General features: G+C 38.5%; 26 protein-coding genes and 5 tRNA genes. 27 read left to right on the top strand and 4 right to left on the bottom strand.

All coding sequences use genetic code 11. From position 1 onward, the window contains the following. Window positions 1-229 precede the first annotated feature (229 nt). From JNUCC25_RS22745 to JNUCC25_RS22735, 3 genes are read left to right on the top strand one after another with little or no spacing between them, the layout of a single operon-like run. The gene (locus JNUCC25_RS22745; protein WP_013059209.1) at window positions 230-1,009 is read left to right on the top strand and encodes a metal ABC transporter ATP-binding protein; all 780 of its coding nucleotides are present in this window, start codon (window positions 230-232) and stop codon (window positions 1,007-1,009) included. After that, entirely contained in the window at window positions 1,006-1,848 is an 843-nt protein-coding gene (locus JNUCC25_RS22740) for a metal ABC transporter permease (RefSeq protein WP_013059208.1), read from the top strand. The genes JNUCC25_RS22745 and JNUCC25_RS22740 overlap by 4 nt, the downstream gene beginning before the upstream one ends. Further along, window positions 1,845-2,258 (top strand): Fur family transcriptional regulator, encoded by a 414-nt coding sequence (locus tag JNUCC25_RS22735; RefSeq protein ID WP_013059207.1) that lies wholly within the window; start codon window positions 1,845-1,847, stop codon window positions 2,256-2,258. The genes JNUCC25_RS22740 and JNUCC25_RS22735 overlap by 4 nt, the downstream gene beginning before the upstream one ends. A 30-nt stretch (window positions 2,259-2,288) precedes the next feature. Here the strand turns inward: JNUCC25_RS22735 and JNUCC25_RS22730 are convergent, their stop codons facing one another. Continuing rightward, window positions 2,289-2,864 carry a 5' nucleotidase, NT5C type gene (locus JNUCC25_RS22730; RefSeq protein WP_013085038.1) on the bottom strand — a complete coding sequence of 192 codons (576 nt, stop codon included), beginning with the start codon at window positions 2,862-2,864 and terminating at the stop codon, window positions 2,289-2,291. Window positions 2,865-3,123: 259 nt separating this feature from the next. Here JNUCC25_RS22730 and JNUCC25_RS22725 point away from each other — a divergent pair, with 259 nt between their 5' ends. Then, window positions 3,124-3,489, top strand: a complete 366-nt coding sequence (locus JNUCC25_RS22725) for a G protein-coupled receptor family protein (protein WP_013059205.1) — start codon at window positions 3,124-3,126, stop codon at window positions 3,487-3,489. Window positions 3,490-3,527: 38 nt separating this feature from the next. Here JNUCC25_RS22725 and ispG read toward each other — a convergent pair whose 3' ends face one another. Beyond that, window positions 3,528-4,631, bottom strand: a complete 1,104-nt coding sequence (gene ispG, locus JNUCC25_RS22720) for a flavodoxin-dependent (E)-4-hydroxy-3-methylbut-2-enyl-diphosphate synthase (protein ID WP_201763664.1) — start codon at window positions 4,629-4,631, stop codon at window positions 3,528-3,530. A gap of 151 nt (window positions 4,632-4,782) precedes the next feature. Further along, window positions 4,783-5,115 carry a hypothetical protein gene (locus JNUCC25_RS22715; RefSeq protein WP_013059203.1) on the bottom strand — a complete coding sequence of 111 codons (333 nt, stop codon included), beginning with the start codon at window positions 5,113-5,115 and terminating at the stop codon, window positions 4,783-4,785. A 76-nt stretch (window positions 5,116-5,191) separates the two neighbouring features. On the opposite strand from JNUCC25_RS22715, the gene JNUCC25_RS22710 reads away from it, so the two are divergent. Further along, complete coding sequence (locus tag JNUCC25_RS22710; RefSeq protein WP_029320187.1) at window positions 5,192-6,403, top strand: MFS transporter; 1,212 nt, start codon at window positions 5,192-5,194, stop codon at window positions 6,401-6,403. Between the two features lie 147 nt (window positions 6,404-6,550). On the opposite strand, the gene JNUCC25_RS22705 is transcribed toward JNUCC25_RS22710, so the two are convergent. After that, complete coding sequence (locus JNUCC25_RS22705) at window positions 6,551-7,342, bottom strand: DUF1189 domain-containing protein (protein WP_029320189.1); 792 nt, start codon at window positions 7,340-7,342, stop codon at window positions 6,551-6,553. 347 nt (window positions 7,343-7,689) lie between these two features. On the opposite strand from JNUCC25_RS22705, the gene JNUCC25_RS22700 reads away from it, so the two are divergent. The 22 genes from JNUCC25_RS22700 (at window position 7,690) to JNUCC25_RS22595 (ending at window position 25,657) form a co-directional block, all read left to right on the top strand. Beyond that, window positions 7,690-8,175, top strand: a complete 486-nt coding sequence (locus JNUCC25_RS22700; protein WP_013059199.1) for a DUF456 domain-containing protein — start codon at window positions 7,690-7,692, stop codon at window positions 8,173-8,175. A 62-nt stretch (window positions 8,176-8,237) separates the two neighbouring features. After that, window positions 8,238-8,312 (top strand) — tRNA-Asn (locus JNUCC25_RS22695). Window position 8,313: 1 nt separating this feature from the next. Further along, window positions 8,314-8,387: transfer RNA gene (locus tag JNUCC25_RS22690), tRNA-Met, on the top strand. A 40-nt stretch (window positions 8,388-8,427) separates the two neighbouring features. After that, window positions 8,428-8,502, top strand: a tRNA-Asn gene (locus JNUCC25_RS22685). Between the two features lie 3 nt (window positions 8,503-8,505). Next, a tRNA-Ile gene (locus JNUCC25_RS22680) sits at window positions 8,506-8,582 on the top strand. An 11-nt stretch (window positions 8,583-8,593) separates the two neighbouring features. Then, window positions 8,594-8,686 (top strand) — tRNA-Ser (locus tag JNUCC25_RS22675). A gap of 197 nt (window positions 8,687-8,883) precedes the next feature. Further along, window positions 8,884-9,492 (top strand): superoxide dismutase SodA, encoded by a 609-nt coding sequence (sodA, locus tag JNUCC25_RS22670; protein ID WP_013059198.1) that lies wholly within the window; start codon window positions 8,884-8,886, stop codon window positions 9,490-9,492. 129 nt (window positions 9,493-9,621) lie between these two features. Further along, window positions 9,622-10,899: an MFS transporter gene (locus JNUCC25_RS22665; protein ID WP_025601562.1), complete on the top strand. Its 1,278-nt coding sequence runs from the start codon at window positions 9,622-9,624 to the stop codon at window positions 10,897-10,899. Window positions 10,900-11,060: 161 nt separating this feature from the next. Continuing rightward, entirely contained in the window at window positions 11,061-13,238 is a 2,178-nt protein-coding gene (locus JNUCC25_RS22660; RefSeq protein WP_025601560.1) for a peptidoglycan D,D-transpeptidase FtsI family protein, read from the top strand. A gap of 143 nt (window positions 13,239-13,381) precedes the next feature. Then, complete coding sequence (locus tag JNUCC25_RS22655) at window positions 13,382-13,504, top strand: hypothetical protein (protein WP_013059195.1); 123 nt, start codon at window positions 13,382-13,384, stop codon at window positions 13,502-13,504. Between the two features lie 367 nt (window positions 13,505-13,871). After that, window positions 13,872-14,669 carry a phosphate ABC transporter ATP-binding protein PstB gene (gene pstB, locus JNUCC25_RS22650; protein WP_370506071.1) on the top strand — a complete coding sequence of 266 codons (798 nt, stop codon included), beginning with the start codon at window positions 13,872-13,874 and terminating at the stop codon, window positions 14,667-14,669. Window positions 14,670-14,691: 22 nt separating this feature from the next. Continuing rightward, window positions 14,692-15,351, top strand: a complete 660-nt coding sequence (gene phoU / locus JNUCC25_RS22645) for a phosphate signaling complex protein PhoU (RefSeq protein WP_013059193.1) — start codon at window positions 14,692-14,694, stop codon at window positions 15,349-15,351. A gap of 193 nt (window positions 15,352-15,544) precedes the next feature. Then, window positions 15,545-16,039 (top strand): DUF4912 domain-containing protein, encoded by a 495-nt coding sequence (locus JNUCC25_RS22640; protein ID WP_025601556.1) that lies wholly within the window; start codon window positions 15,545-15,547, stop codon window positions 16,037-16,039. Next, on the top strand, window positions 16,032-18,350 hold the full coding sequence (locus tag JNUCC25_RS22635) for a glycosyltransferase (RefSeq protein ID WP_025601555.1): 2,319 nt from the start codon (window positions 16,032-16,034) through the stop codon (window positions 18,348-18,350). The genes JNUCC25_RS22640 and JNUCC25_RS22635 overlap by 8 nt, the downstream gene beginning before the upstream one ends. After that, entirely contained in the window at window positions 18,347-20,626 is a 2,280-nt protein-coding gene (locus JNUCC25_RS22630; RefSeq protein WP_025601553.1) for a sugar phosphate nucleotidyltransferase, read from the top strand. The genes JNUCC25_RS22635 and JNUCC25_RS22630 overlap by 4 nt, the downstream gene beginning before the upstream one ends. A 242-nt stretch (window positions 20,627-20,868) precedes the next feature. After that, complete coding sequence (gene rpmG, locus JNUCC25_RS22625; RefSeq protein ID WP_013059189.1) at window positions 20,869-21,018, top strand: 50S ribosomal protein L33; 150 nt, start codon at window positions 20,869-20,871, stop codon at window positions 21,016-21,018. Between the two features lie 46 nt (window positions 21,019-21,064). After that, window positions 21,065-21,631 (top strand): 5-formyltetrahydrofolate cyclo-ligase, encoded by a 567-nt coding sequence (locus tag JNUCC25_RS22620; RefSeq protein ID WP_013059188.1) that lies wholly within the window; start codon window positions 21,065-21,067, stop codon window positions 21,629-21,631. After that, window positions 21,618-22,415 carry a DUF92 domain-containing protein gene (locus JNUCC25_RS22615; protein WP_013059187.1) on the top strand — a complete coding sequence of 266 codons (798 nt, stop codon included), beginning with the start codon at window positions 21,618-21,620 and terminating at the stop codon, window positions 22,413-22,415. Before JNUCC25_RS22620 ends, JNUCC25_RS22615 begins: the two co-directional genes overlap by 14 nt. A gap of 51 nt (window positions 22,416-22,466) precedes the next feature. Then, entirely contained in the window at window positions 22,467-22,643 is a 177-nt protein-coding gene (locus tag JNUCC25_RS22610) for a hypothetical protein (RefSeq protein WP_013059186.1), read from the top strand. A gap of 134 nt (window positions 22,644-22,777) precedes the next feature. After that, the gene (locus JNUCC25_RS22605; RefSeq protein WP_064472131.1) at window positions 22,778-24,298 is read left to right on the top strand and encodes a rhomboid family protein; all 1,521 of its coding nucleotides are present in this window, start codon (window positions 22,778-22,780) and stop codon (window positions 24,296-24,298) included. Between the two features lie 181 nt (window positions 24,299-24,479). Beyond that, on the top strand, window positions 24,480-24,686 hold the full coding sequence (locus JNUCC25_RS22600; RefSeq protein WP_013059184.1) for a YqgQ family protein: 207 nt from the start codon (window positions 24,480-24,482) through the stop codon (window positions 24,684-24,686). Between the two features lie 2 nt (window positions 24,687-24,688). Next, window positions 24,689-25,657, top strand: coding sequence for an ROK family glucokinase (locus JNUCC25_RS22595; protein ID WP_013059183.1), 969 nt, complete (start codon window positions 24,689-24,691; stop codon window positions 25,655-25,657). Window positions 25,658-25,675: the final 18 nt, after the last annotated feature.

Genomic DNA, 25,675 nt, shown 5'->3' with positions numbered 1-25,675 from the left:
GATGTGACTATATTGTGTAATAAAACAACATTTTGAGTCGGATGAACTTACAGAGGCAAGAAAGGGAAGGAGTGAAACGGCTTAGTTTACAAATAAAAGACAATCCTGTATACTACATTAATGACTAAATCGTAATGATTCTGAGAAAGTAAATGGGTAACGGAGTATACGATAGAAACCGTGCCCTCTTTTGTATGGAGAAATATAAAAAAAGAATGGTGAGGCGCATATGAATACACCTGATATCATTGAAATTGATCATTTATCATTTCAATATGATGGAGTGAATGTATTAGAAGATATAAGTTTTTCAATTCCGAAAGGAGCTTTTTTGGGTCTCGTTGGTCCAAATGGTTCTGGGAAATCAACGCTAATCAAATGTTTGCTTGGTTTGCAAAAACCATCTCAAGGTGCAATTCGTTTATTTGGAAAAGATCAGAGAAGGTTTAAAGAACGAAGTAAAATTGGATATGTATCGCAAAAAGCGAATAGTTTCAACAGCGGCTTTCCTGCTACCGTTTTTGAAGTGGTTTCCACGGGTCTTACTTCAAAATTAGGTTTGTTTCGCTTTATGAATGCTTCTCATAAACAAAAAGTGAAAGAAGCGGTAGAAGCAGTGGGGATGAGCGAATTTTTAAATCGAAACATAGGAGAACTATCCGGTGGTCAGCAGCAGCGAATTTTTATTGCACGCGCGCTTGTAAGTGAACCCGAGCTGTTAATTTTAGATGAGCCAACAGTCGGAGTGGATGCACAAAATGTGTACACTTTTTATGAGCTTCTTGAAAAGTTAAATAAGGAAAAAGGAATTACGCTCGTGCTTGTCACTCACGATATTGGCACTGTCTCAGAAAAAGTAACCCACGTTGCTTGTTTAAATAAATTTCTACACTTTCATGGGAATGCCAAAGAATTCGAACAGCTTTGTGAACATGACGTATCTATGTTTTATGGTCATAATGTTCATGTGTTAACCCATGATCATCATCATGGAGGGCAGCACGTATGATAAGCAGTTTATTTCAATTTGAGTTTTTACGAAATGCATTTTTAACCGGTATGATTATTGGCGTCTTAGCTCCTTTATTGGGCACGTTCATCGTAGTAAGACGTCTTTCTTTAATTGCAGACGCGTTAAGTCACGTGACGCTAGCGGGGATTTCTGCGAGCTTGCTTCTTAGTCAGAAAATAGGGTTTATGCAAGGAGTGAACCCCGTCTATTTAGGGATGGTATCTTCCGTTACAGGCGCTCTTTTCATTGAAAAACTTCGAAGCGTCTACAAGCATTACCAAGAGCTGGCCATTCCGATTATTTTATCGGGCGGAATTGGTATTAGTGCAATTTGTATCTCGCTAGCGGACGGTTTTAATAATGATTTAATGAATTATTTGTTTGGAAGCGTAAGTGCGGTGAGTCGTTCGGATCTTTGGACAGTTGTTGTTATAGCCGTATTTGTTATAGCTATTGTCTTTTTCTTATATAAAGAATTGTTTATTTTATCTTTTGACGAGGAGCACGCTTCTGCTTCTGGGATTAAATCGAAGTGGATGCACTTTTTATTTATTGTGATGGTTGCTCTTGTCATTGCTGTATCGATGCGTATCGTCGGTATCTTATTAGTGTCATCTCTTATGACTCTTCCTGTAGCAGCAAGCATTCGCTTAGCTAGAGGCTTTAAACAAACGATTTTGCTTTCGGTGATTTTTGGTGAAATATCTGTTTTAGGCGGATTATTTTCAGCGTACTACTTGGATTTAGCACCAGGCGGTACAATTGTTGTCATTGCTGTTGTTATTTTAATCATATCTATTATGATTAATAAAGGACGGAAGGGGAAACAAAAATGAATTTAACTGAAGCCATTCATTTATTAAAAGATCAAGGATATAAACATACAGGAAAACGTGAAGAAATGCTTGCCCTGTTTTCAAAATCAAATAAGTACTTAACGGCAAAAGATGTATTAGAATACATGAAGCCTGATTATCCTGGTCTGAGTTTTGATACAATCTACCGTAATTTATCATTGTTTGTGGAGTTAGGCGTACTTGAAATGACAGAGCTTTCGAGCGAAAAGCACTTTCGATTTAAATGTGCAACCGCCCATCATCATCACCACTTCATTTGTTTAGATTGTGGAAAAACAAAAGAAATTGAAGCTTGTCCGATGGAGTATGTAGACGAGGATTTGCGAGGATACAATATTACAGGCCATAAATTTGAAATTTACGGTCAATGTATAGAATGTAATCAATAAAAAAGAGAGGGCGTTATGCACCTCTCTTTTTTATTTTTGCTGTTCTTTTAACCAGCTGGCTACCCACTGATCTGCTTCTAGCCAATTGTATACGCGAACCACTCCTTTTGGAACAGGTAAGCGATTATAAGGAGTATCAAATAAGATAACGGGGATATTGCATTCTTCACTGATTTCACAAGCATTATCATGTTTGTCTTCAAAAAAGATATCAACATCATATCGTTTTGCTGTCTCAACTTTAAAATGAGATCCGACTAACTCAATGTGATGAAACGATAGTTCATTTTTTTGAAACCATTCTTCCGTGACGTCCAATAGCTTATCGTGCCTTGCACTAATAAAGAATAATTCGTGCTTTTGATGCCATTTTTGCAAAACCGCTTTTGCATCGTCTGCAAGTGGAGAGGTTTCGTAAATAGAGCGTTCATTTGCTTTAAACCATTTCCCGAGTTCAGCAGGTGATACATTTACAAAAGGGCTGAAATCATATTCTGTAATGTCTTCAAGTGTTAAATTTAAGTTAAAGGCTTTATTTAAATGAGGAACAAAAGTTTCAGGAGAAGTAACAGTTCCATCAATGTCAATTCCAAACTTTTTCGTCAACTACGTGCACTCCTTTAATACGTTTATTCTACTTAGGTGCTTGATTATTCTTGTCTAGTGTAACATAAAGCCCAAACAGAAACAGTAATACTTTTTATACGCCTTTGGCAAAACGTAATGATCACTGCATGGCCTGGTGATTGCGTCTGTACCTATTTCTTGTAAGAGAGTGAGCAGCTGTATAAGATTGACACTTATAATTTTCCCTCGCATTCAGATACTATAAATGCTCCTTATTTACGAAAGCGAGGGATTAAGCATGGAGAATGAAGAACAAAGGCGTAGAAAAGATGTATATGAAGCTGATTTCATGGAAGAAACTGCAGCTGAAGTGGGCGTTCCTTACCGAGTAGGAGAGCCTCATGCAGAGCGTGAAGTTATAGATATTGATCGCAATCGCAATCATGAAGTCGCTGGACGAGGAGAAGGAACGGGATACGGTCGTTTCGCACTCGTGCTTTCGATTCTTTCACTATTCTTTTTACCAATTATTCTTGGTGCCGCTGGGATTATTCTAGGGTTTATCGCACGCAGAAAAGGAGCACTTACGCTAGGAGCATGGGCAATAGGGATCGGAGTTGTATCGATTATTGTCGGTACGTTTATATTACCGTTCTTTTCATAAAAAAAAGCGAGGCGCATATGCGCCTCGCTTTTTTTGGGTTATGATTTAGCTGCAGCTTTTTCAGCTTCTTGCTTTGCGTGATATTCAGCAGCAATTTTATCAATTTCTTTTTTTAGTTCCTCAACCATTGTTTCTTCAGGAACTTTGCGTACGATTTCGCCTTTGCGGAATAGTAGACCTTCACCGCGTGCTCCTGCAATCCCGATATCAGCTTCACGAGCTTCACCAGGACCGTTTACAGCGCAGCCAAGTACCGCTACTTTAATCGGTGCTTTTACAGTTGAAATATACTCTTCAACTTCATTAGCAATGCTAATTAAATCAATTTCAATACGTCCGCAAGTTGGGCAAGAAATAAGAGTTGCAGCATTGGAAGCTAAACCGAATGATTTTAGCAATTCGCGCGCAACTTTTACTTCTTCTACAGGATCCGCACTTAAAGAAATACGTAATGTATTTCCGATTCCTTTAGATAAAATAGCGCCAAGACCTGCTGCACTTTTTACAGTTCCTGCAAATAATGTACCTGATTCTGTAATTCCTAAGTGAAGAGGGTAGTCAAATGCTTGAGCAGCTTTTTCATAAGCTTCAATTGCCAAGTTAACATCCGATGCTTTCATTGACACGATGATGTCATGGAAATCAAGGTCTTCTAAAATTTTAATGTGATGAAGTGCACTTTCTACCATGCCATCTGCTGTCGGATAGCCGTATTTATCTAAAATACGTTTTTCAAGTGAACCAGCGTTAACTCCAATACGAATTGGAATATTTTTAGCTTTTGCAGCATTTACAACAGCTTCCACTTTTTCACGGCGACCTATATTACCAGGGTTGATACGGATTTTATCCGCTCCGCCTTCAATTGCTTTTAATGCTAAGCGGTAGTCAAAATGAATATCCACAACTAATGGAATGTTAATGCGTTTTTTAATTTCAGGGATTGCATCTGCTGCGCGCTCGTCTGGACAAGCAACACGAACAACTTGGCATCCTGCTTCTTCTAAACGTTTAATTTCTGCAACCGTTGCTTCAACATCATGTGTCTTAGTGGTTGTCATACTTTGAATAACTAACTCGTTGCTGCCTCCGATTGTTAAATCTCCAACTTTAACCGGGCGTGTTTTTGTACGATGTATAATTTCACTCACGTGATAATCTCTCCTTCAAAATGAAATCAAGAATTTGAATTCATTAATAGAATAACTCTTTATGAACAAAATAACTAGTAGAAAGTACTACCTTAGCTATTTTAACAATGACTATCCCATCTTGACAAGAAGAATGCTGTCATTACTTGTAAATAGGGAACTTATACGTTTTTCCAATTTGAATATCCTCAGGCGCTGTACCGTTATTTAACTTTTTGAAGTCTGTAATCATTTGGTTCATAGAAACCGGTATCGATTTTTTTGTAAGCTCCTCAATGACGGACAAAACTGTATCGCCTGGCTTAATTTTTATTTTTGTATAGGTGGAAGAAGAGCTGGCGGCTTTTGTTTCTGCAGGCTGCGCTTTGCTGACTTGAACTGCTTCAGTAGCAGTGGGAATGGTCCCGTATTTAATGTCGTAGTGACAAATATATCCGATAAAAGCGAAAGCGGCTAATGCACATAGCTTTTTCATTATGCTCCTCCTTCATTCTTTTGCTTATGTGTAAAGCCTATGCTTGTCTTACTTAAATATGATTGGAGAACGAAAATTGAAAGAAAAATTAATGATTGTTTCATTAGGCTTATTGCCTTTAATCATGGTGCTGGGAAATTCCATGCTCATTCCTCTGCTGCCAAGCATTCAAAAGTCACTTCATTTAAGCGGAGTTCAAACCAGTTTGATACTGAGTGCATTTTCGATTCCAGCCGCATTGTGTATCCCTGCTGTAGGGATTTTATCAGACCGGTATGGGCGTAAAAAGTTAATCATATATTCACTCGTCATGATGATAATAGGTAGTATCATCGCTGCTAGTAGTGCTTCATTCTCTTCTGGAAGCTTTGCTGTGTTGATGGCAGGCAGAGTCATTCAAGGGATTGGAGCTGCAGGTACTACAACGTTGGCAATGGCATTAACTGGAGATGTATTTACAGGGGAAAAAAGAGCAAAAGTCCTCGGGATTTTAGAAGTGTATAACGGAGTTGGAAAAGTGGTTGCACCGATAATTGGAGCATCGGCAGCACTCGTCGTATGGTATGCCGCGTTTTTTGTCTATCCTTTAGCTGCAGGTGCTGCTTTAGTAGGTATAGTGATGTATGTGAGAGAAGGGAAAACAGGTTCGGATTCAGTATCTGTTCAAGAATATTTAAAGAAAGCTATTGGGATTGTCTATGATAAAAGAAAATCGCTTTTTCCTTTATTCTTTGTCGGGGGATTAGGGTTGTTTTTATTATTTGGCATTTTATATTACTTATCTTTTCTAATAGAGGAAACGTATCATATAGACGGTTTTTTTAAAGGAACCGCTTTTTTATTTCCTCTTGGTGCGATGACGCTCGTTTCTTACTGGACCGGTCAACGCATCAAAACAGATCTAGAGCTCATGAAAAAATTAATGATAGTAGGGATAACTCTTTTATTCCTAATGTTTGGAGTATTAACGATTATTTATACGCTTCCTGTGCTGATGTTTTGTTTGACAGTCGCCTTTGGCGGCTTAGGATTTGTTCTTCCGTGTATTAATATGATGATTACTTCAGCGGCTTCAGACGAAGAAAGAGGGTTTATTGTATCCATTTATGGAACGGTGAGATTTTTAGGAGTAGCGTTGGGACCTGTTGTTTTTGAAGTGTGGATGCATGCTGAAAGGCTGATGTTTGTTTATAGCTTTATTCTGCTCACAGCAGGAGGTTTGTGGGTTTTGTATCAGTTGAAAATTCTTTCTTCTGCAATGGGAAGAAGAAAAGTTGTACCGAAATAAAGAGGCTGAGACTTAACTAAATCACTCCAATCACCACCTAGAAGCAGCCGCATACATGAAACCTGCGTTCACCATATCAATAAAAAAATCCGAACGAGTTGGATTCTCTATCAAGAATCTAGATTCCTCGTTTGGATTTTCCTTCAACTAAAATATGTTTGTCCCAGCATCTTTATTAGGTTTTACCTTTTTTCTTATAGGAACCCTTGTGACGAGCAACAAGTAAATGAAGAATGTTCCTATCCAGTAAAGAGAGCTATGTAGTGCTAGAGACAAAGAAAAAGCTTCAAAAAGCGTATAAAGCAGCGTGAAGGCTACCGTACTATAAGCGCTCAGTGCCCATAGCTGCTTGAAAGGAAGCTGCTTTTTAGTAATGAGTCCAATCAGTTTTCCAAGATAAGCAAGGCAGGTAATAGAAAGGAAGTTTAGTCCAGATGTTAATACGTACAGTAAAAGCATAGCGATAGGGACAAGTATGTATAAAGAAAATTTTTGTTCGTGAAGCAAGTTTAGCAGTTCATTTTTATCTTTATGATGCCAGTTTAGCAACTCATATGAATACGTTTGTGTTTGTGAATTAGTCGTGATGTAAATTCCATCCTTTAAAAAACCAATTGCATGAGCAGGGGAATGAAACCGTTCAATAGACTGTGAGGGGTTTAAGATAAAAGCGGTACCGTTTGCTTTTTTTGTGAAAGGTTGACTTGACGTAAGCTGTGAGTTTGAAATAGAAAAAGAAGGAACAGATTTCGGAAGATCTGTAGTAGCGATATGATAGCCGTTTACAATCGTCAAAGTCATAAAGAAAAATGTAGGCAGCAAAGAAATAAATGTTAAAAACAGCACAAAGCCAATTGTTTTATTCGTATGCTCAAAGCGAAGCGACCTTATTTTTTTGAAGGAAGTAAAACTCCATGCCATCTTTTTCAGCATGCTCATTGTAAAGCCTCCTCTTATTGAAGATTCTGATTATACCTTATTTTATAGCGAAAATTTAAGGTTTACAATAGATTTTAGAAACCGTTACCAATTACAATGATGCGGTGGAGCGTTTTGTCACAAGCACATCTTATGCGTATATGTACAGGTTTTGCCGTCATTGTTTTTGAGGATATTACGGGTAGCTTGAGGACCGTGCTGTTAATATTGCAGAGGTACACTCGAAAATCATTATTTGAAGAGGTATTCGAAAGTAAAATAAAGGAAGGACTCGTCGTGCAAGGTCTTTCTTTATAGGAGTGATTATTGTATGATAAATAGTAATAATAAAAAGGATAGGTGCGGGCATGGCTATTTTATGTTGGGCATTAATTATCATTAGCTTTGTTGTATCGTTTGTTGGGTTGGTTTATCCTATCATCCCAAGCGTGCTATTTGTAGCTCTAGGATTTGTTATATACGGTTTATTTTATGATTTTAGCTCCTATAGCTGGTTATTTTGGGTGATACAAGGATTGTTAGTTGTCGCACTTTTTTTAGCAGACTATATAGCTAATATTATTGGTGTGAAAAAATTCGGAGGCACTAAAGCAGGTGTTTGGGGAAGTACAGTTGGGCTGCTTGTGGGTCCGTTTGTCATTCCGGGATTTGGAATTATTTTAGGGCCGTTTATCGGAGCGATTGTAGGAGAACTGATTGTTCATCGGACCACAATTAGCAACGCAGTAAAAATTGGAGTAGGTTCGGTTATTGGCTTTTTTAGTGGCGCTATTTCAAAAGGATTTATTCAACTGCTGATGATTGCCTATTTTTTATACGCTGTTTTAAAATAATATATTGACTTTAGGCTAGAAACATGTTAAATTTTTAATGTCGCTAGTAAATGTTATATTGTTCCACAGTAGCTCAGTGGTAGAGCTATCGGCTGTTAACCGATCGGTCGTAGGTTCGAGTCCTACCTGTGGAGCCATGGCGGTGTAGCTCAGCTGGCTAGAGCGTACGGTTCATACCCGTGAGGTCGGGGGTTCGATCCCCTCCGCCGCTATTTTCCAATTTGCGTTTGTGACATACATAATTCATATTGTTCCACAGTAGCTCAGTGGTAGAGCTATCGGCTGTTAACCGATCGGTCGTAGGTTCGAGTCCTACCTGTGGAGCCATGTGGACCCTTAGCTCAGCTGGTTAGAGCAGACGGCTCATAACCGTCCGGTCGCAGGTTCGAGTCCTGCAGGGTCCACCATTTATAGGGTTGGAGGAATACCCAAGTCCGGCTGAAGGGATCGGTCTTGAAAACCGACAGGGGTGTTAAAGCCCGCGGGGGTTCGAATCCCTCTTCCTCCGCCATACTATTGTCTATTCAAAGCTTCTTTTGAGAAAAAGAAGCTTTTTTTATGTTTAAAAGAATAGCGAATGGGAATTAGGTAAATATAAATCATGGATTAGGAACTTTTTATTTGAAACAGTAGGGTAAATTTGCTAATCTAAACGTATATGGTGCTTTTGCGCCAAAATGCTTACATATTTTGAAGGAGGAATTATTCATGGCTTACAAATTACCAGAACTACCTTATGCATACGATGCACTGGAACCACATATCGACAAAGAAACAATGAATATTCACCACACAAAACATCACAACACATATGTTACAAATCTAAACGCTGCTGTTGAAGGCAAAGCGGATTTAGAAAGCAAAAGTATTGAAGAGTTAATTTCAAACTTAGATGCTGTTCCTGAAGATATCCGTACAGCAGTACGCAATAACGGTGGCGGTCATGCGAACCACTCATTATTTTGGACAATCCTTTGCCCTAACGGCGGCGGTGCTCCAACTGGTGAATTAGCAGACGCTATCGCTAGCAAATTCGGCAGCTTTGATCAATTCAAAGAAGAATTTGCAAATGCAGCTAAAACTCGCTTCGGTTCTGGCTGGGCTTGGTTAGTTGTAAACAACGGCGAATTAGAAGTAACAAGCACACCAAACCAAGATAGCCCATTAATGGAAGGCAAAACGCCAATTCTTGGTCTAGACGTTTGGGAGCACGCTTACTACTTAAATTACCAAAACCGCCGTCCAGATTACATTTCAGCATTCTTTAATGTTGTAAAATGGGACGAAGTTGCTAAGCGTTACGACGCTGCAAAATAAGCTGAAGACGTATTTAAGAGCCAGTAAAGTAATTATTACCTTTACTGGCTTTTTTGTTTTCCAATTCTTTTACATATCTCCTTTTCTTTTTCACACACTAGGTGTAGAAGAGAAAAGGAGTTTTTTGATATGCCTTTATTAAAAAAAGTAGTTGGAGATGTAGAAGTTAGTAAAGATTTACTTTTGCTTTTAATTATAGGCGGTCTTTATGCCTTGGCTATTTCAATTTCCAATTCGTTTGTTAACATTTATCTGTGGAAACAATCAGGCGAATTTTCGGATCTCGCTATTTATAATTTAGCGGTAGTGGTGCTTCAGCCGCTTACGTTTATTTTAGCAGGTAAATGGGCCAAACGAATTGACCGGGTTGTGGTTTTAAGGTTAGGTGTATCTTTTTTAGCTGTTTTTTATATCGCTGTATTAGTCAGTGGAGCTAACGCAGCCGAGTATTTAGTATTGCTTGGTGGACTGCTGGGTATAGGATACGGCTTTTATTGGCTAGCTTTTAATGTGCTAACTTTTGAAATTACAGAACCTGATACAAGAGACTTTTTCAACGGATTTTTAGGGATCTTAAACTCTTTTGCAGGGATGATTGGTCCTTTAGGAGCGGGCTTTGTTATTTCCGCTTTGTATGAATCACTTGGGTATAAAATTGTGTTTGGTGTATCGCTGCTATTGTTTATCGGTGCCGTTGTGCTTAGTTTTTTTATTACAAGACGCGCAGCGGAAGGAGTATACAAATTTAAAGAAGTATGGGCTGAACGAAAAGTCAATAAAGACTGGAATCGAATATTGCAGGCTCATTTCTTTCAAGGGTTGCGTGAAGGTACGTTCATTTTTGTTGTATCCGTCATGGTATTTATTACGACGGGAAGTGAATTAGCTTTAGGAACATATGGACTGGTGAATTCAGCGGTTGCGTTTGTAGGATACTATGTTGCCTCAAGGTTTATTAAGCAAAAAAATCGCCTTCGGTTTATCTTCACAGGAGGCCTCCTTCTCTATGGAGCAGTCTTTTTGCTTATCTTTAACTTATCGTATCCAAAGTTAATTATATATGCTGTTTGTATTGCCATTGCCTATCCTATTTTGTTGGTTCCATTCATTTCTCTAACGTACGATGTGATTGGACGAGCAAAAGACGTTGTTTCAAAAAGAATTGAATACATTGTTGTCAGAGAAGTATTTCTGAATATCGGGCGCGTCGTTTCCATATCTTTATTTTTAATAGCTGTACTAATTTTTGATGAAGCAAAAAGTATTCCCATTTTATTAGCTATTGTTGGAGCAGGGCATACGATCATTTATTTTTGTGTGAGACATATCTCACAGCCTCTGCACAAAAAAGAAACGACTGTTACTCCTCCGGTATTAAATGAAGGAGACGGAGAGTCTCCAGCTTAGAGTGTTGTCAGCTCCTTCATTTGTACTATGGAAAATGCTTCGCTTTTCTTTTAGAATAAATACGTTGTGTAAATAGGCACCTGCCAGGTGTCTATTTATTTGCTAAATGTCTGATTTTATGGTGTTATGGTATATATGTTTTATAAAGTGTAGGTGTTGGTATGAAAAAGAAAAAAAGAAGAAAAAGTCACGTGCCTTTTCGTGTGAACTTACTTTTCTTGACCGTATTTGCCCTATTTTCCGTATTAATTTTGCGGTTGGGACTTGTTCAAATTGTGTACGGTGAGAATTACGAACGAGAAGTCGAAAAAACACAGGACGTTACGGTCAGTACGCCTGTTCCTCGAGGGAAAATGTACGATCGTTATAACCGCGTAATTGTAGATAATACCTCTTTAAATACGATTACATATACTCGTTTTCAAGGAAATACAGCTGAAGAAAGGCTGCGCATCGCTAAAAAGTTAGCCACTATGATCGATGTTCCTTACACCACAAATGTGATTGATATTCCAGAAAATAAAAAGAATAAAGATGCTAAAAATGTGGTAAAAATTACAGAACGCGATATGAAGGATTATTGGATTATGCTTCACCCTAAAGAAGCGGAACAGAAAATTACGCAAGCTGATCGCAAAAAAGTTCAAGATGGTGAAATGACTGATGACGAACTGTATCAACATCAGTTAGACCGCATCTCTAAAAAAGATTTAGAAAGTCTAAAGAGTGATTTAGAAGTTCTCGCTATTAAGCGCCAAATGGAGGCAGGTTACTCTAACACCCCGCAAATTGTTAAGAGCGGTGTGACAAATGAAGAGTATGCCGTTGTAAGTGAGCACTTAGATGAACTTCCAGGTGTTGATACAACAACGTATTGGGATCGCTCATACCCAGAAAACAGTACTCTCCGTACTTTGCTTGGAAATGTATCATCTGCCAACGAAGGACTGCCCAAAGATAAAGTACAGTATTACTTGTCAAGAGGCTATAGCCGAAATGACCAAGTTGGGACGAGCTATTTAGAGAAGCAATACGAAGCCCAGCTCAGCGGTCAAAAAGAAAAAGTTCAATATGTAACAGATAAAAAAGGAAATCTCCTTGATACAATTCAAGTGTCTAAAGGTGAACGCGGCAGTGATTTGGTTTTAACTATTGATATGGAGCTTCAAAAAGCAGTAGAAAAACAAATTACGGACCAGCTTTTAGCTAAAAAGCAAATGAAAGGAACGCAATTTTTAGACCGTGCTTTTGTTATTATGATGGATCCTCACACAGGAGAAATTTTAACAATGGCAGGTAAAAAATACACCATTGATAAGAAGACTGGGGCGCCTAAAATAGAAGATTTTTCATTGGGGAATATTTCAACATCTTATACAATGGGCTCTGTTGTAAAAGGAGCAACGGTTTTAGCCGGCTTAGATTCAGGAGCTATTAAGCCAAACACAGTGTTCGTTGATGAACCGTTAAAAATTAAAGGAACACCGGTTAAAAAATCAGCTGAGGCTGAAGGGCTAGGACCCTTAACGTATTCATCTGCGTTAAAATATTCATCCAACGTATTTATGTTTAAAACGGTAATGGCTATGGCTGGGTTACAGTATCATAAAAACATGACTTTACCGATTAAACCTGATACATTCAGCGAACTGCGTTCTTACTACAGTCAGTTCGGCTTAGGCGTATCAACAGGCATAGACCTTGATAACGAATCAACAGGTGTCCAAGGTGGAAGCGATGTTCCAGGTACGGCGCTTGATTTAGGAATTGGTCAGTATGATACGTACACGCCGCTGCAGCTTGTTCAATATACTTCTGCAATAGCTAATGGAGGGTATCGCATTAAGCCGCAGCTAGTAAAAGAAATCCGAAAACCAACGATTAAAACCGATGAAATTGGCGGTACGCAGCATTCATTTGAGCCTGATGTGTTAAATCGTATCACGATGAAAGAAGAATACATTAAAGATGTTCAAAGTGGCTTTAAGCGCGTTACGCAAGAACAAGGCGGTACAGGGTATGCAGCTTTCCATACAGCGAACTATAATCCTGCTGGTAAATCAGGAACGGCACAAGCCTATGAGAAAAACCCAAGCGGAGGGGACCCTATTAAAGTTAATAATTCAAACTTTGTGGCCTTTGCTCCGGCAAATAATCCTGAAATTGCAGTAGCTGTGGTGGTACCATCGGCATTTGTGCCAAGTGCACCAAATACCATTACAAAAGAGCTTGCTCGTTCTGCGCTCGATACGTATTTTGATTTAAAGAAAAAAGGTGAACAAGAAGTAAAAGACCAAGAAGAGAATCAACAGGCTGTCATTGCAAACGACGCCAATTAAAGAGGCTGGAACAAAAACATATTAATTGAAGTTAAGATCCGAACAAAGTTGGTTAAGAATCAACTTTGTTCGGATTTTTTATTTGTAGGGTGAACGTAGATTTCGTGTATGTAGGTGCTTTTAGCGGTTGATTGGAGGGCAAGGTGAAGACTCCTGCAGGAAAAGCGAAGCGACGAGGAGACTCACCGGCCGTTCGTGGAAAGCGAAGTCTTGCACGAAAATCAACAGTGGTGTCGGAAGTAATTCATACTGGCTTATTTATCTAATTTATCCATCTTTAGATTGAGTTGATTTAGTTATGTCTCTACCTCTTCTTTTTTTGTTAAAAATCTTTACATATATGGTTTTTTATTGAATTTAAGGGTCGTAAGAACTAGTTTTTTACCTAAAAAACACGCAGATAGACCTTCGTTTACAAAAGCTTTACATTGAGTTAAAACACAATTAATAGTCGGCTATTATTCTGTAAGTGTAAGGATTAATAGAAATGATCAAAATAAGGGGAAGCGTTTCGGCTTCTCGTATTTATTTACACTGATAGTAAACAATAGATATTAAATAGACATAGAGAGACTTTTATTGTGCTCAAAACGGTTAAAGACGATGAAGGAGGATTATCCAATGGCAATAACAATGGAATTGACTAACAAAGAAAAAGTAAATACTCCGCAAACAAAAGAAATTGTATATAAAACAAAAGGTTTGAATTTATGGTATGGCAACACACATGCCTTAAAAAATATTGATTTAGACATTCATGCTAACGAAGTTACCGCGATCATCGGTCCATCAGGCTGCGGAAAATCAACATATATTAAAACGTTAAATCGTATGGTAGAAATGACTCCAATTGTCCGTACATCAGGTGAGATTGAGTATAGAGGGAAAAATATTTTTGATAAATCGTACCACGTGGAAGAGCTGCGCACGCAAGTAGGAATGGTTTTCCAAAAGCCAAATCCGTTCCCGAAATCTATTTATGATAATATTGCGTACGGTCCAAGAATTCATGGCGTTCGCAACAAGAAAAAACTAGATGAAATTGTTGAAAAAAGTTTACGAGGAGCAGCTATTTGGGACGAAGTTAAAGATCGTTTGAATCAAAATGCAAATGGGTTGTCAGGTGGACAACAGCAGCGTATCTGTATTGCGCGCTGCTTGGCAATTGAACCTGACGTTATTTTAATGGATGAGCCTACTTCTGCGCTCGATCCAATTTCAACATTAAAAGTAGAAGAGTTAGTACAAGAATTAAAGAAAGACTTCAGCATTATTATTGTTACCCACAATATGCAGCAAGCGGCACGTATTTCAGATAAAACAGCATTTTTCTTAAATGGAGAAGTGGTAGAGTACGCAGAAACAGATAAAATCTTCTCAATGCCATCTGATAAACGCACAGAAGATTATATTACAGGTCGTTTCGGTTAAGACATACAAGGAGATGGGATGAGTGGTTGTACGCGAAAAGTTTCATGGTGATTTAAAGATATTACGTGAAAAATTATTAGAAATAGGGCGCTTAACGCATGAGGCGCTATCAAAATCAATTGAAGCGTTGCAAACAAGCAACGTTGAGCTGGCGCTAGAAATTATCGACGGCGATTCATACGTGGATGACTTAGAAGAAGAAATTAATGACCTAGCTATCTTACTGATCGCAAAGCAGCAGCCGGTGGCTATCGATTTAAGACGTATCATTGTGGCAATTAAAATTGCTTCGGATGTTGAGCGTATGGCAGATTTTGCGGTTAACGTAGCAAAATCAGCTATACGAATTGGAAACGAAGAATTAATTAAGCCGTTAGAACACGTAAAGAAAATGCACGATATTTCGATTGAAATGTTGAGCCTTTCGTTAAAAGCTTATCACGAGGAAGATCTTGTGCTGGCTAAAAAAGTAGCGGAAATGGACGATCAAGTGGATGAACTTTACGGAATAACAATCAAAGAACTTTTAAGTCTTGCTAAAGAAAAGCAGGAGGCTATGAACCAAATTACGCAGCTTTTATTTGTAGCCCGCTATTTAGAGCGTATGGCTGATCATACCACTAACGTAGCAGAAAGCGTATTTTACCTTGTAAAAGGCAAACGCTACGACTTAAACGAATAGTAGAAAAACCTCTTCTAATAAGCGAAGAGGTTTTTTTGTTAGTAAATTATAATTACTATGTTAACCTGAATTTTTAACACAAATCGACAAATTGCGTTTATTGTGGCAACTTTTTCTGAATGGTAAGATGTTAATAAGTTTATACGGCATTTATATGTAGAAAAAACATTCTAAGAAACGAAGTGATAAAACAGTGGCTGCTAATCTTATTCAAAACTTAAATGTGTGTATAGCTACTCAGCTTGACTCATCTCGTATTTATGTTCACTGGTCGTTTTCTGAGCATATTCGAGAGATGGTAGAAAGTATGTTTTCGACACGGTGGGAAGAATTGAATCTAGCTATGTGTACGTATGATATAACAGGTCTTCATTTTAACGGCCATGAATCACACCGCTATTATATGAAGGGTCTTACTCCTAAGCAAGACTTCATGTTTATGAACAGCTTGGAAAGTGAGCGCACGTATGTAATAGATATTGGTATTCAAGATAAAGAAGGAAGTTTTTTTTCCCTTCTTCGTTCGAATCCAGTTTATTTGATGAAAGAACAACATGAACAAGTGAATGTAACTTCGTTAGGCTGGATGTACGAACCTGTAAAAGTTCACCAGGGTGTTCAAAATGAATTTAGCACATATTCCTTATATTCAAATGACTTGGAGCAGGTGAAGAAGCAATATGAATAGTGATGACTGTATTTTTTTAACTTATATGCATTGTCCGTTGCTACATGTACTTCAAACAGAGAGTGAGTATCCGCTGTTTGAACAAGTAACGAACGAGTTCATCCCTTTTTTAGATCAAATTGAGTCTAAGAAATTGATAGGTGCAACAGCTGTGATGTCTTGTGTGTTTTTGAACGCATTAAACGACGAGGAGTTTAACACTCGTTACGCTCAATATTTACACCAGTTTTCAAGCCGGCAGCATCAGAGAGCACTCACTTTTTTAAAAAAGTGGAACGGGAGCTTGTTCTCAGCCTGCAAATATTTCTTTCAGCATGACATGATGGAATGTATTCCTACTACCGTAACGAACGCGTTCGTTTCCACCCTTAAAACCGAACAAACATTAAATCTCCAAATTACAGAAGCAATACGTGTTTTTCAACAGTTTTTTGAAAAAAAGCCCGTCGGTTTTTTTATACAGCAAGGAGAGTATACTCATCAAGTAGATATGCTCCTAAAATCTCATGAAATGCGCTATACCTTTGTGAAGTCATCAACAGATGAACTAAAAAAGTCGCCTGCTGGCATTATCTTGTTTCCATATCCTAAGCAAGGAAAACAAGTTGAGGAAGGAACAATGAATAAAGCGAGCGCTGTTTTGGATTTGAAGGCTAAGGACACGCTTGGCTTTCAGCGAATACAAGCAGCAAGCGGTACATTTCAATATCCTTTAGATTACGCGAGGGATATAGAGTTTCATCAAAACGAAACTCTTGCACTCTACGGTGCAACAAAAAGCGCTGAATTTGTTAGTGAGAACAATCAATTGTTTATTTCAACCGTACAGAAGTCAGAGGCGATGCTAGATTTTATCGATTCTAAACATCCTAGCGTGGTGAATGCTATCTACCGACAGTGGCTCCTTTTAAGTAGCAGCGATTGGCTTTATAATTTTGAAAAAGTCAGAGATGAATACGAAAGGCAAGTAAAACTATTTGATTTTCTTTGTCACGAAGAGAATCCAAGGATGGATAGCGAAAACAGTTTTCTTTCAGGAAGTTCTTTTTTATACCCTACAAAAGAGATAGAGCCGGCGGCTTTATCAGTAAATCAATATAAAGGCGGTCTCTCCATTTTAATGCTTGCATGGGAATTCCCTCCTCTAGTTATCGGAGGACTTGCACGACATGTATTTGATTTATCCAGAGCGTTAGCAAAGGCGGGCCATCATGTTAGTGTATTAACAACGTATGTAGAGGGGCTGCCGGAATATGAGCGTTTATACGGTGTTCACGTTTACCGAGTTAAAAGCCTGCAGCCTCATCATCCGGATTTTTTGACATGGGTAAACAGTTTGAACGTGGCTATGGCTCTTAGAGGACTGCAGTTAGGCTACAAGCTGTCTTTTGACGTTATTCATGCCCATGACTGGCTTGTTGCATCCGCTGCAAAATGTTTAGCAGATAAAACGGATAGACCGCTAATTACGACCATTCATGCAACAGAACATGGGCGCAATAATGGTATTCATAATGACATGCAGCAGAAAATTCACTTGCAAGAAGAGGAGCTGATTCGACAATCAAGCTCAATCATTGTCTGCAGCGACTATATGAAGAAAGAATTAATCACTTTATTTCACGTAGAGCAAGATAAAATTGCTATATTTCCAAATGGAATTGACAAGCAGCTGGTAGTCGACGCAGTAAATGAGCGGTTAAAAGAAAGTTTACAAAAGAAATATAATTTTAGAAAGGCCCCTATTATTTTTTCAATTGGACGAATTGTATATGAAAAAGGATTTCAGCTATTTATTGAAGCAGCGGAACTATTTAAGAAAAAACAAATAGATGTTCAATTCGTTGTGGCAGGAAAAGGGCCTTTACTTCATGAGTTTCGAACACAGGTAAGTGAAAAGCAATTAGACAAATACGTGTATTTTATTGGATACATTACCGATAACGAACGAAATCAGCTTCTTCAAGCTTGCAAAATGGTTGTTTTTCCAAGTCTATATGAACCTTTTGGAATTGTGGCTTTAGAGGGGATGGTAGCCAAGAAGCCAACTATCGTTGCCGATACAGGAGGTCTAAGTGATATTGTTTCACATTTCGACACGGGCCTGACGTTTGCCCGAGGAGATACGCTCGAATTAATCAACTGTATTGAATTTTTGTTAAAAAATGAAAAAACGGCTGCGAAAATCAGCGAAAATGGGTATAGAAAAGCAACAACTATGTTTAGCTGGGAAAAAATCGCTATTGATACAAGTAAGCTGTTTCAACATCACATTTGCCAGGATAAAAAAAGGAGGGAGGCAAAAAATTGAAAGCCATTATACTTGCTGGCGGTAAAGGAACAAGACTGCAGCCCTTGACCTATACGATTCCAAAGCCTATGCTGCCGCTTTACGATAAACCTGTGATGGAATATAGCATTGAACTGCTTAAGAAACATGGAATTACAGAGATTGGGATTACGCTGCAGTATAGGCATGAACAAATTATTGAATACTTTGGGGATGGCTCTCAGTGGGGAGTGACGCTTACTTATTTTATCGAAAAAGAGCCTCTTGGAACAGCGGGCGGAATTAAGCGAGCAGAGGCCTTTATTGAGGAAGACTGTATTATTATTAGTGGAGATGCCTTAACAGAAATTAATCTTCAAGACGTTATTCATTTTCATTATGAACAAAAAAGCGAAATGACCATTGTTACAAAAGAAGTAAACGACGTGCGGGGTTATGGAGTGGTGACGATAGATGAAGGGCATCGAGTCACGGGATTTGTAGAGAAACCGACCTACGAACAGGCCAATAGCCGATTGATTAATACGGGAGTGTATGTGATCAAAAAATCCGTTCTTGATTACGTGAATTCTTATGGTCCTACAGATTTTAGCTTTGACATTATCCCGCTTCTTTTGGAATATAATCATACTGTGTGCAGTTTTGTAACGGAAGATTATTGGATTGATATTGGGCAAATCCACCATTATCGTCAAGCACACTATGATTTGTGGAGGAAGTGGTTTGGCAATAGACAGGAAAGTATTGTCTCAGATGACGCGCTTATAGAAGAAGGGGTGACTATTTACGATCCGGTTTACGTAGGAGAAAATGTGGTGATTAGAAAAGGTGCTTCAATTGGTCCTTACACGATTATCGGAACCAATAGTATCATAGAAGCACATGCTGCAGTCGATAAAACGATTTTGCTTCAAAACGTAACGGTGGGGGCAGAATCGTTTTTATACAACGCTACGATAGGTCCCTATGTAAATGTTCAAGCAATGACTACGTATGTCCAAGATACAGTAGCTGAAAATCAAGTGCTACCTCAACTTTCTGTAAAACCAGATGTTTCTATCTTCAAAAACGGTCGCCTGTATGTACATTCATCTGTTGATCGAGAAAGACTATACAATGCGTTATTACTTGTATGCAAACACCAAGGGTCGTTCTGTCTAGCAAGCGATGATGAAGGAGAAGCCATTCAACTTCGCAAAGAATGCTTTTCTTTTTTACGGAGTAATCATTCAGCTGTGTATGATATTAAAAAAGAAGCTCTTCCGGTATTTCGATATTACATGATGACTTCACAAGCGAGCATTGGTATTTATATTGGTGTGGATAGCAAAAACAGCGGCCTCTTTTTAGAAATATATGATAAGAAAGGGCAATTAGTTAATCAGCTTATTGAAAAAAAGATTGAGCGGATGTACCTTCAAGCTAAAAAAGCAAACATAACAACTTCTGTTTCACTTAAAGAAACAAGCATAGGAAATATCAGGGAAGAATATTGCGATGCTTTAGTAAAATCAATTAATCAGCATATTTTATTAGAAGACAGTACGAGGATTGGCGTGATTTGTTCGCCGTTTATACAGGAAGTTGTCGAATTATTATGTAAGCGTCTTCGTGTCCACGTTTTATTTTTAAACAAATGGGAGAAAACAGAAGAAATCAAACGAATAATTAAACGAAATAAGCTGTCTTTTTGTATTCAGATTAAAGAAGATGGAGAAACATTTGCTCTATATGATGAAAAAGGCTGCAGCGTAAATGACTCAGAAATTATGTCGCTTTATATTTATAGCGTATACATGACAAAAAAAGTAGCATTCGTTCCTATTCCTATACACTATTCATCCACACTAGAAACATTTGCTCAATCTCTCAATCAATCATTTATGAGGACAAAAGCAAAAAAACGTGATTTGCTTAGTCTTTTGGGGCCCGTTCAATTTCAGTTAGATGCCATGTACGCTTTATGTCAGCTGATCGAATTAATTATGGTGCAACAGCGGAAAATTTCTGAAATGATTCAATATGTCCCGCACGCTTATATGAACTGGCGGTATATTTCATGTCCGCTAGAAATTCAAGAACAAGTGATGAAGAAACTATTAGAAGAAGCAATCGGTAAACAAGTGTATGTCATTGATGGCTTAAAAATTTACCATGATCCCCATGAATGGACGCTTATTTTGCCCGATGGTCACTTGCCTGTATTAAATATTTATTCAGAGGCGTTAAACACTCAGACTGCCAAGAAGCTGTCGGCATATTTTGTAGAAAAAATACAAGAGTATCAAAGAGTGTAAATAATGGCTTTTATTTAAAAGAAAGGAAGTACACCTCTCATAAAAAGAGTTCCGCTTATTTCAAGAAACTTCATCTATATATAAGGCGTAGCAGAGAAGGAGCTCAGGGCTCTAAGAGGAAAGAAAAAGTGAAGAAATGAAATTAAATGACTTTCTTCAAAAAAACAGACTGGCATTTCCTTTCGAAAAATGATATTATATTAAAGTCTGATTTATGTTTATAATGTTTGGAGGGAAAATAGATGCGCGTAAACGTTACATTAGCTTGCACTGAAACTGGTGACCGTAATTACATTACAACTAAAAACAAGCGTAATAACCCAGATCGTCTTGAGTTAAAAAAATACAGCCCAAGACTTAAAAAAGTTACACTTCATCGTGAAACAAAGTAAGCAGTAGGAGTACAATCCTGCTGTTTTTTTTATAGGGGGAATTAAAATGAAATCTCATCTGCGCAAAGAGATGAAGCGCGTTCTTAATTTAATTTCTGAAGAGCAGCACGAGGCACATTCAACAAGCATAGCAAATGCACTGTATGAAACTTGTTTATGGAAAGAAGCTAGAGTCATTGCAGCTACGGTTTCAAGAAATAAAGAAGTTAATACGAAAGCCATCATTGAACGTGCTTGGAAAGATGGAAAGAAAGTAGCTGTTCCAAAATGCAACCCCACAACATCTCAAATGGTTTTCTACGAGATTACGAATTTTTCACAGCTTGAAACAGTGTACTACGGGTTAGCGGAGCCAATTGTTGAAGAAACTGTTCCCGTTTCAAAATCTTCAATTGATTTACTCCTTGTGCCTGGCGTGGTATATAGCAAAAATGGATATCGTATCGGCTATGGAGGCGGCTATTACGATCGTTATCTAACAGATTATACCGGACAGAAGCTAAGCCTTGCGTTTGATTGTCAAGTCGTTTCAGAGGTCCCCCATGAATCTCATGATATTCCCGTTGAATATATTTTGACAGAGAAGGAGCTTATTTGCTGTGAATCCGTTTGATGCTGTCATGATAATTGTAATATTACTCATGGCAGGAGCAGGCTACATAGCAAAAGCACTGACAGTATCGGGAGCCTGCATGTCTTTTCTCGTAGGAGCGAGCGTTTATATCGGTTTTTCGCTTCAAGGTTTTTTACTCTTACTCTTATTTTTTAGCACTTCTACGTTGTGTAGTAAGTACAAAAAAGAAAAAAAACGCGCATTAGAAGAAAAGCTAGAGAAGCACGACAGACGAGATTATATTCAAGTCCTTGCTAATGGAGGTGTAGCTGCTGCTTGCGGTTTGTTATATGCAGCAACAGCTTTTCCTGTTTACATGTGGATGTTTATGATCAGTATCTCAGCTGCTAATGCGGACACATGGGCATCTGAAATAGGGTCTCTTAGTAAGAAGCCGCCGTTTTACCTTTGGACATTAAAGAGAGTAGAAGCGGGTACCTCAGGAGCCGTTTCACTTTTAGGTACAGCAGCCGGAGCAGCCGGAGCTTTTCTTATCGCTGCCGCTTGTTATTTTGCTTTTCCATCCGTATCGCTGAGTAGTATATTGCTAGTCGGGTGCTTTGGTTTTATTGGAAACGCTATAGACACTCTTCTTGGGGCAAGTGTGCAAGTTCGCTTTCGCTGTCAAAGCTGCGGTATTGAAACGGAACGGAAAGACCATTGCCGTAAGCCAACGATAAAAGAGAAAGGAATAACTTTCTTTAACAATGATGTTGTGAATCTTGCCGCTATTTTGCTTGCTGCTTTTACAGGCGGAATCCTTATCCTGCTTTTACCTATATAAGAGCATAAAATGTTCGTCATAGGAGCAAAGTAAACGTAAGGAGGCTTGAAAATGAGACATATTGTATTAGTACTTACGCTTTTAGTTGTTGGAACGCTGGGCTATCAAATGAGATACCGTGTTTTAAATTCGCTGTTTGGAAATTCATTTATCCGCAGTCTAGCTGTTCGTTCATTTTTTAATTTGCCGTTTGTTCGGGATCGTTTAATGAAGCAGGTCTTCCGCTAAGAGCGAAAGATACATAAAAAACACCTTACAGACTTGTAAGGTGTTTTTTTGTAGAAAAAGAAAAAGGGAAAATCGTTGCTTTTTTCCTGGCTTTCTGCCATCTTTACATATAGAGAGTGTGAGGAGGTGACTATTTGTCTAGGCAAGATTTTTATTATTTGCAGCTGGCACAGCAATTGCTTGGCCATTCTTCATACGAGCTGATTTCGATGAAAGCTGATGCTTCAGAGCTATGGTTTCAGTCTTCGCATCGTAAAGATAAGTCAATCGTCCGTATAGTCCGCCGGAATTTTAAATCAGCCGTTGAGCAGCAAAAAGATGTATTGTATGCATTACAAAGAGCTGAGAATGTGCGAAAGCAGAGAGGTAAATCAACGCTTACTCTTAACACGATTTACTTTGCTGATTTTGATCCTTTTTATACAGAGCAGTCCTTAGAAAGTGCGCCAAGTCCCTCTAAAGTGAATAGTTACGTTGAACAACTAACGGCAGAGAAAGCAAGCGCTTATGAACCTCTATTCGAACGGCTGGGTCTTACATTAGAAAGCGCAGACAATTGCTCTTCCGAAGAAGAAGCACAGCGAATAGAGCAGTGGAAACATAAAATTGTGCTTTTTGTACAGAAAAAACAAAGCGAAGAACAGCAAATAGCTGGATACGGGAAGCCTATTTTTACATATATATTTTTAGCGCTGCAAATCTTAATGTTTCTATTTCTGGAGTGGAAGAGCAGTACACAAAATACGCTCACTCTGATTCAATACGGAGCTAAATACAACCCCTTAATTATGGAAGGCGAATGGTGGCGTTTTTTTACACCTATAATTTTGCATATAGGACTCCTGCATTTGCTTATGAATAGTGTAGCCCTGTATTATTTAGGAACGCTTGTAGAGAGGATATATGGCAGCGGGCGTTTTGTCTTTATTTATATATTTGCCGGGTTTGCAGGATCTCTAGGAAGTTTTATATGGAATACGTCCATTTCCGCAGGAGCCTCAGGGGCCATTTTCGGTTGCTTTGGAGCTTTACTGTTTTTAGCAAGAACAAATCCACGCTTCTTTTTTCGAACAATGGGATCGAGTTTCATTGTAATCATTGTGATTAACTTGATTTTTGGATTTGTTGCGCCGAACGTCGATAATGCAGGGCATATTGGCGGTTTGGTTGGCGGATTTTTAGCTGCGAGCATCGTCAGTTTACCGAAACAAAAAAAGCTGTATATTCAGATTCCGGCTTTCATTTGCACGCTTTTATTAGTAGGAAGTCTGCTTTTTTATGGATATCATGAGCGTTCTGTTTATCAAGATGAGCCCTATGCACTCAGCGTAGCTGCTACGTATCTTCAGCAGAAGCAGTATGAAGAAGCAAAAGATGCCATTAAGCTTTTTGTTGAAAAAGGAACAGGAAATAGTAACGTGTATTTCGTCAGTGCTAGCGCAGAATTTTATCTTGAAAATTATAAAGAAGCTAAACAGCAATTGAATCAGGCTGTAAAGTATGATTCAACTTTTCATGAGGCGTATTACGAGTTAGCTCTGGTGAATATGAAACTGAATGATATTCCAGCGGCCACACAAAATATCGATAAAGCAATTGCGCTTGAACCGCAAAATGAAAAATACGAAAAGCTGAAGCGAGAGCTAGGAAATTAAAACTGTTGAATGACGAATTTAATATTTTATACTTTACTATTGTGAGAACGTTTACTAGAATATTAATATGTAGACCTAGCAGTGGGCGTTAAATACGGCCGCTGTTTATGACTGAATGACTGTTGAGTTATCTCAAAATAAATGAATCATATCACCTAGAAAATAGGATAAAGGTGACAGAATGAATACGTTATATGATGTACAACAATTATTAAAGTCCTTCGGCATTTTTATATACGTGGGCGATCGTATTGCTGATTTAGAGCTGATGGAAGCGGAAGTAAAAGAGTTATATCAGTCTAACTTGATTGATGTACGTGATTACCAAATGGCAATTCTTTTGCTTCGTCGAGAGTTAAAACAACAAAAAGAGAAAAAGGATGAATGAACATGGATGACAAATGGTTAGTTGGAGTTGATTTAGGCGGTACAACAATAAAAATGGCCTTTATTAATCATTATGGAGAAATCATTCACAAGTGGGAAATCAATACGGATGTGAGCGAGCAAGGCCGTAAAATTCCAACAGATATTGCAAAAGCAATTGATAAAAAGTTAAACGATCTTGGAGAAGTAAAATCAAGGTTAGTAGGAATTGGTATTGGTGCACCGGGGCCTGTCAACTTTGCAAACGGTTCGATTGAAGTAGCTGTCAATTTAGGTTGGGAAAAATTCCCTATCAAAGATATTTTGGAAGTAGAAACTTCTCTTCCTGTTGTAGTAGACAATGATGCAAATATTGCAGCAATTGGAGAAATGTGGAAGGGTGCTGGAGACGGAGCAAAAGATTTACTTTGCGTTACGCTTGGCACAGGCGTTGGCGGTGGCGTCATTGCAAACGGTGAAATTGTACAAGGCGTAAATGGAGCCGCTGGTGAGATCGGGCACATTACTTCTATTCCTGAAGGCGGGGCACCGTGTAACTGCGGCAAAACCGGCTGTTTAGAAACAATTGCTTCAGCAACTGGAATTGTACGTTTAACAATGGAAGAGTTAACGGAAACGGACAAACCAAGTGAGCTTCGCACAGTGTTAGAACAAAATGGACAAGTTACATCTAAAGATGTATTTGATGCAGCTCGTTCAAAAGACGAGTTAGCTATGCATGTTGTAGATAAAGTTGCCTTTCATTTAGGTCTAGCACTAGCAAACTCTGCTAATGCATTAAACCCTGAGAAGATCGTTCTAGGCGGCGGTGTGTCTCGTGCAGGCGAGGTATTACTTGCACCGGTAAGAGATTATTTCAAACGTTTTGCATTTCCTCGCGTAGCGCAAGGTGCTGAACTAGCAATCGCTACTTTAGGAAACGATGCGGGAATTATTGGAGGAGCTTGGTTAGTTAAATCTTATTTTGAATAATAAGCAAGAATCTAACTG

It is taken from the genome of Priestia sp. JNUCC 25 (assembly GCF_053667915.1).
The sequence above is the reverse complement of the archived record's forward strand: the minus strand, read 5'-3'. Positions and strand labels throughout refer to the sequence as shown.

Coding starts and splice junctions, on each gene's coding strand:
- JNUCC25_RS22745 (WP_013059209.1), top strand. CDS start 230: ATGAATACACCTGATATCATTGAAATTGATCATTTATCATTTCAATAT.
- JNUCC25_RS22740 (WP_013059208.1), top strand. CDS start 1,006: ATGATAAGCAGTTTATTTCAATTTGAGTTTTTACGAAATGCATTTTTA.
- JNUCC25_RS22735 (WP_013059207.1), top strand. CDS start 1,845: ATGAATTTAACTGAAGCCATTCATTTATTAAAAGATCAAGGATATAAA.
- JNUCC25_RS22725 (WP_013059205.1), top strand. CDS start 3,124: ATGGAGAATGAAGAACAAAGGCGTAGAAAAGATGTATATGAAGCTGAT.
- JNUCC25_RS22715 (WP_013059203.1), bottom strand. CDS start 5,115: ATGAAAAAGCTATGTGCATTAGCCGCTTTCGCTTTTATCGGATATATT.
- JNUCC25_RS22705 (WP_029320189.1), bottom strand. CDS start 7,342: ATGAGCATGCTGAAAAAGATGGCATGGAGTTTTACTTCCTTCAAAAAA.
- JNUCC25_RS22700 (WP_013059199.1), top strand. CDS start 7,690: ATGGCTATTTTATGTTGGGCATTAATTATCATTAGCTTTGTTGTATCG.
- sodA (WP_013059198.1), top strand. CDS start 8,884: ATGGCTTACAAATTACCAGAACTACCTTATGCATACGATGCACTGGAA.
- JNUCC25_RS22665 (WP_025601562.1), top strand. CDS start 9,622: ATGCCTTTATTAAAAAAAGTAGTTGGAGATGTAGAAGTTAGTAAAGAT.
- JNUCC25_RS22660 (WP_025601560.1), top strand. CDS start 11,061: ATGAAAAAGAAAAAAAGAAGAAAAAGTCACGTGCCTTTTCGTGTGAAC.
- pstB (WP_370506071.1), top strand. CDS start 13,872: ATGGAATTGACTAACAAAGAAAAAGTAAATACTCCGCAAACAAAAGAA.
- JNUCC25_RS22635 (WP_025601555.1), top strand. CDS start 16,032: ATGAATAGTGATGACTGTATTTTTTTAACTTATATGCATTGTCCGTTG.
- rpmG (WP_013059189.1), top strand. CDS start 20,869: ATGCGCGTAAACGTTACATTAGCTTGCACTGAAACTGGTGACCGTAAT.
- JNUCC25_RS22620 (WP_013059188.1), top strand. CDS start 21,065: ATGAAATCTCATCTGCGCAAAGAGATGAAGCGCGTTCTTAATTTAATT.
- JNUCC25_RS22610 (WP_013059186.1), top strand. CDS start 22,467: ATGAGACATATTGTATTAGTACTTACGCTTTTAGTTGTTGGAACGCTG.
- JNUCC25_RS22600 (WP_013059184.1), top strand. CDS start 24,480: ATGAATACGTTATATGATGTACAACAATTATTAAAGTCCTTCGGCATT.
- JNUCC25_RS22595 (WP_013059183.1), top strand. CDS start 24,689: ATGGATGACAAATGGTTAGTTGGAGTTGATTTAGGCGGTACAACAATA.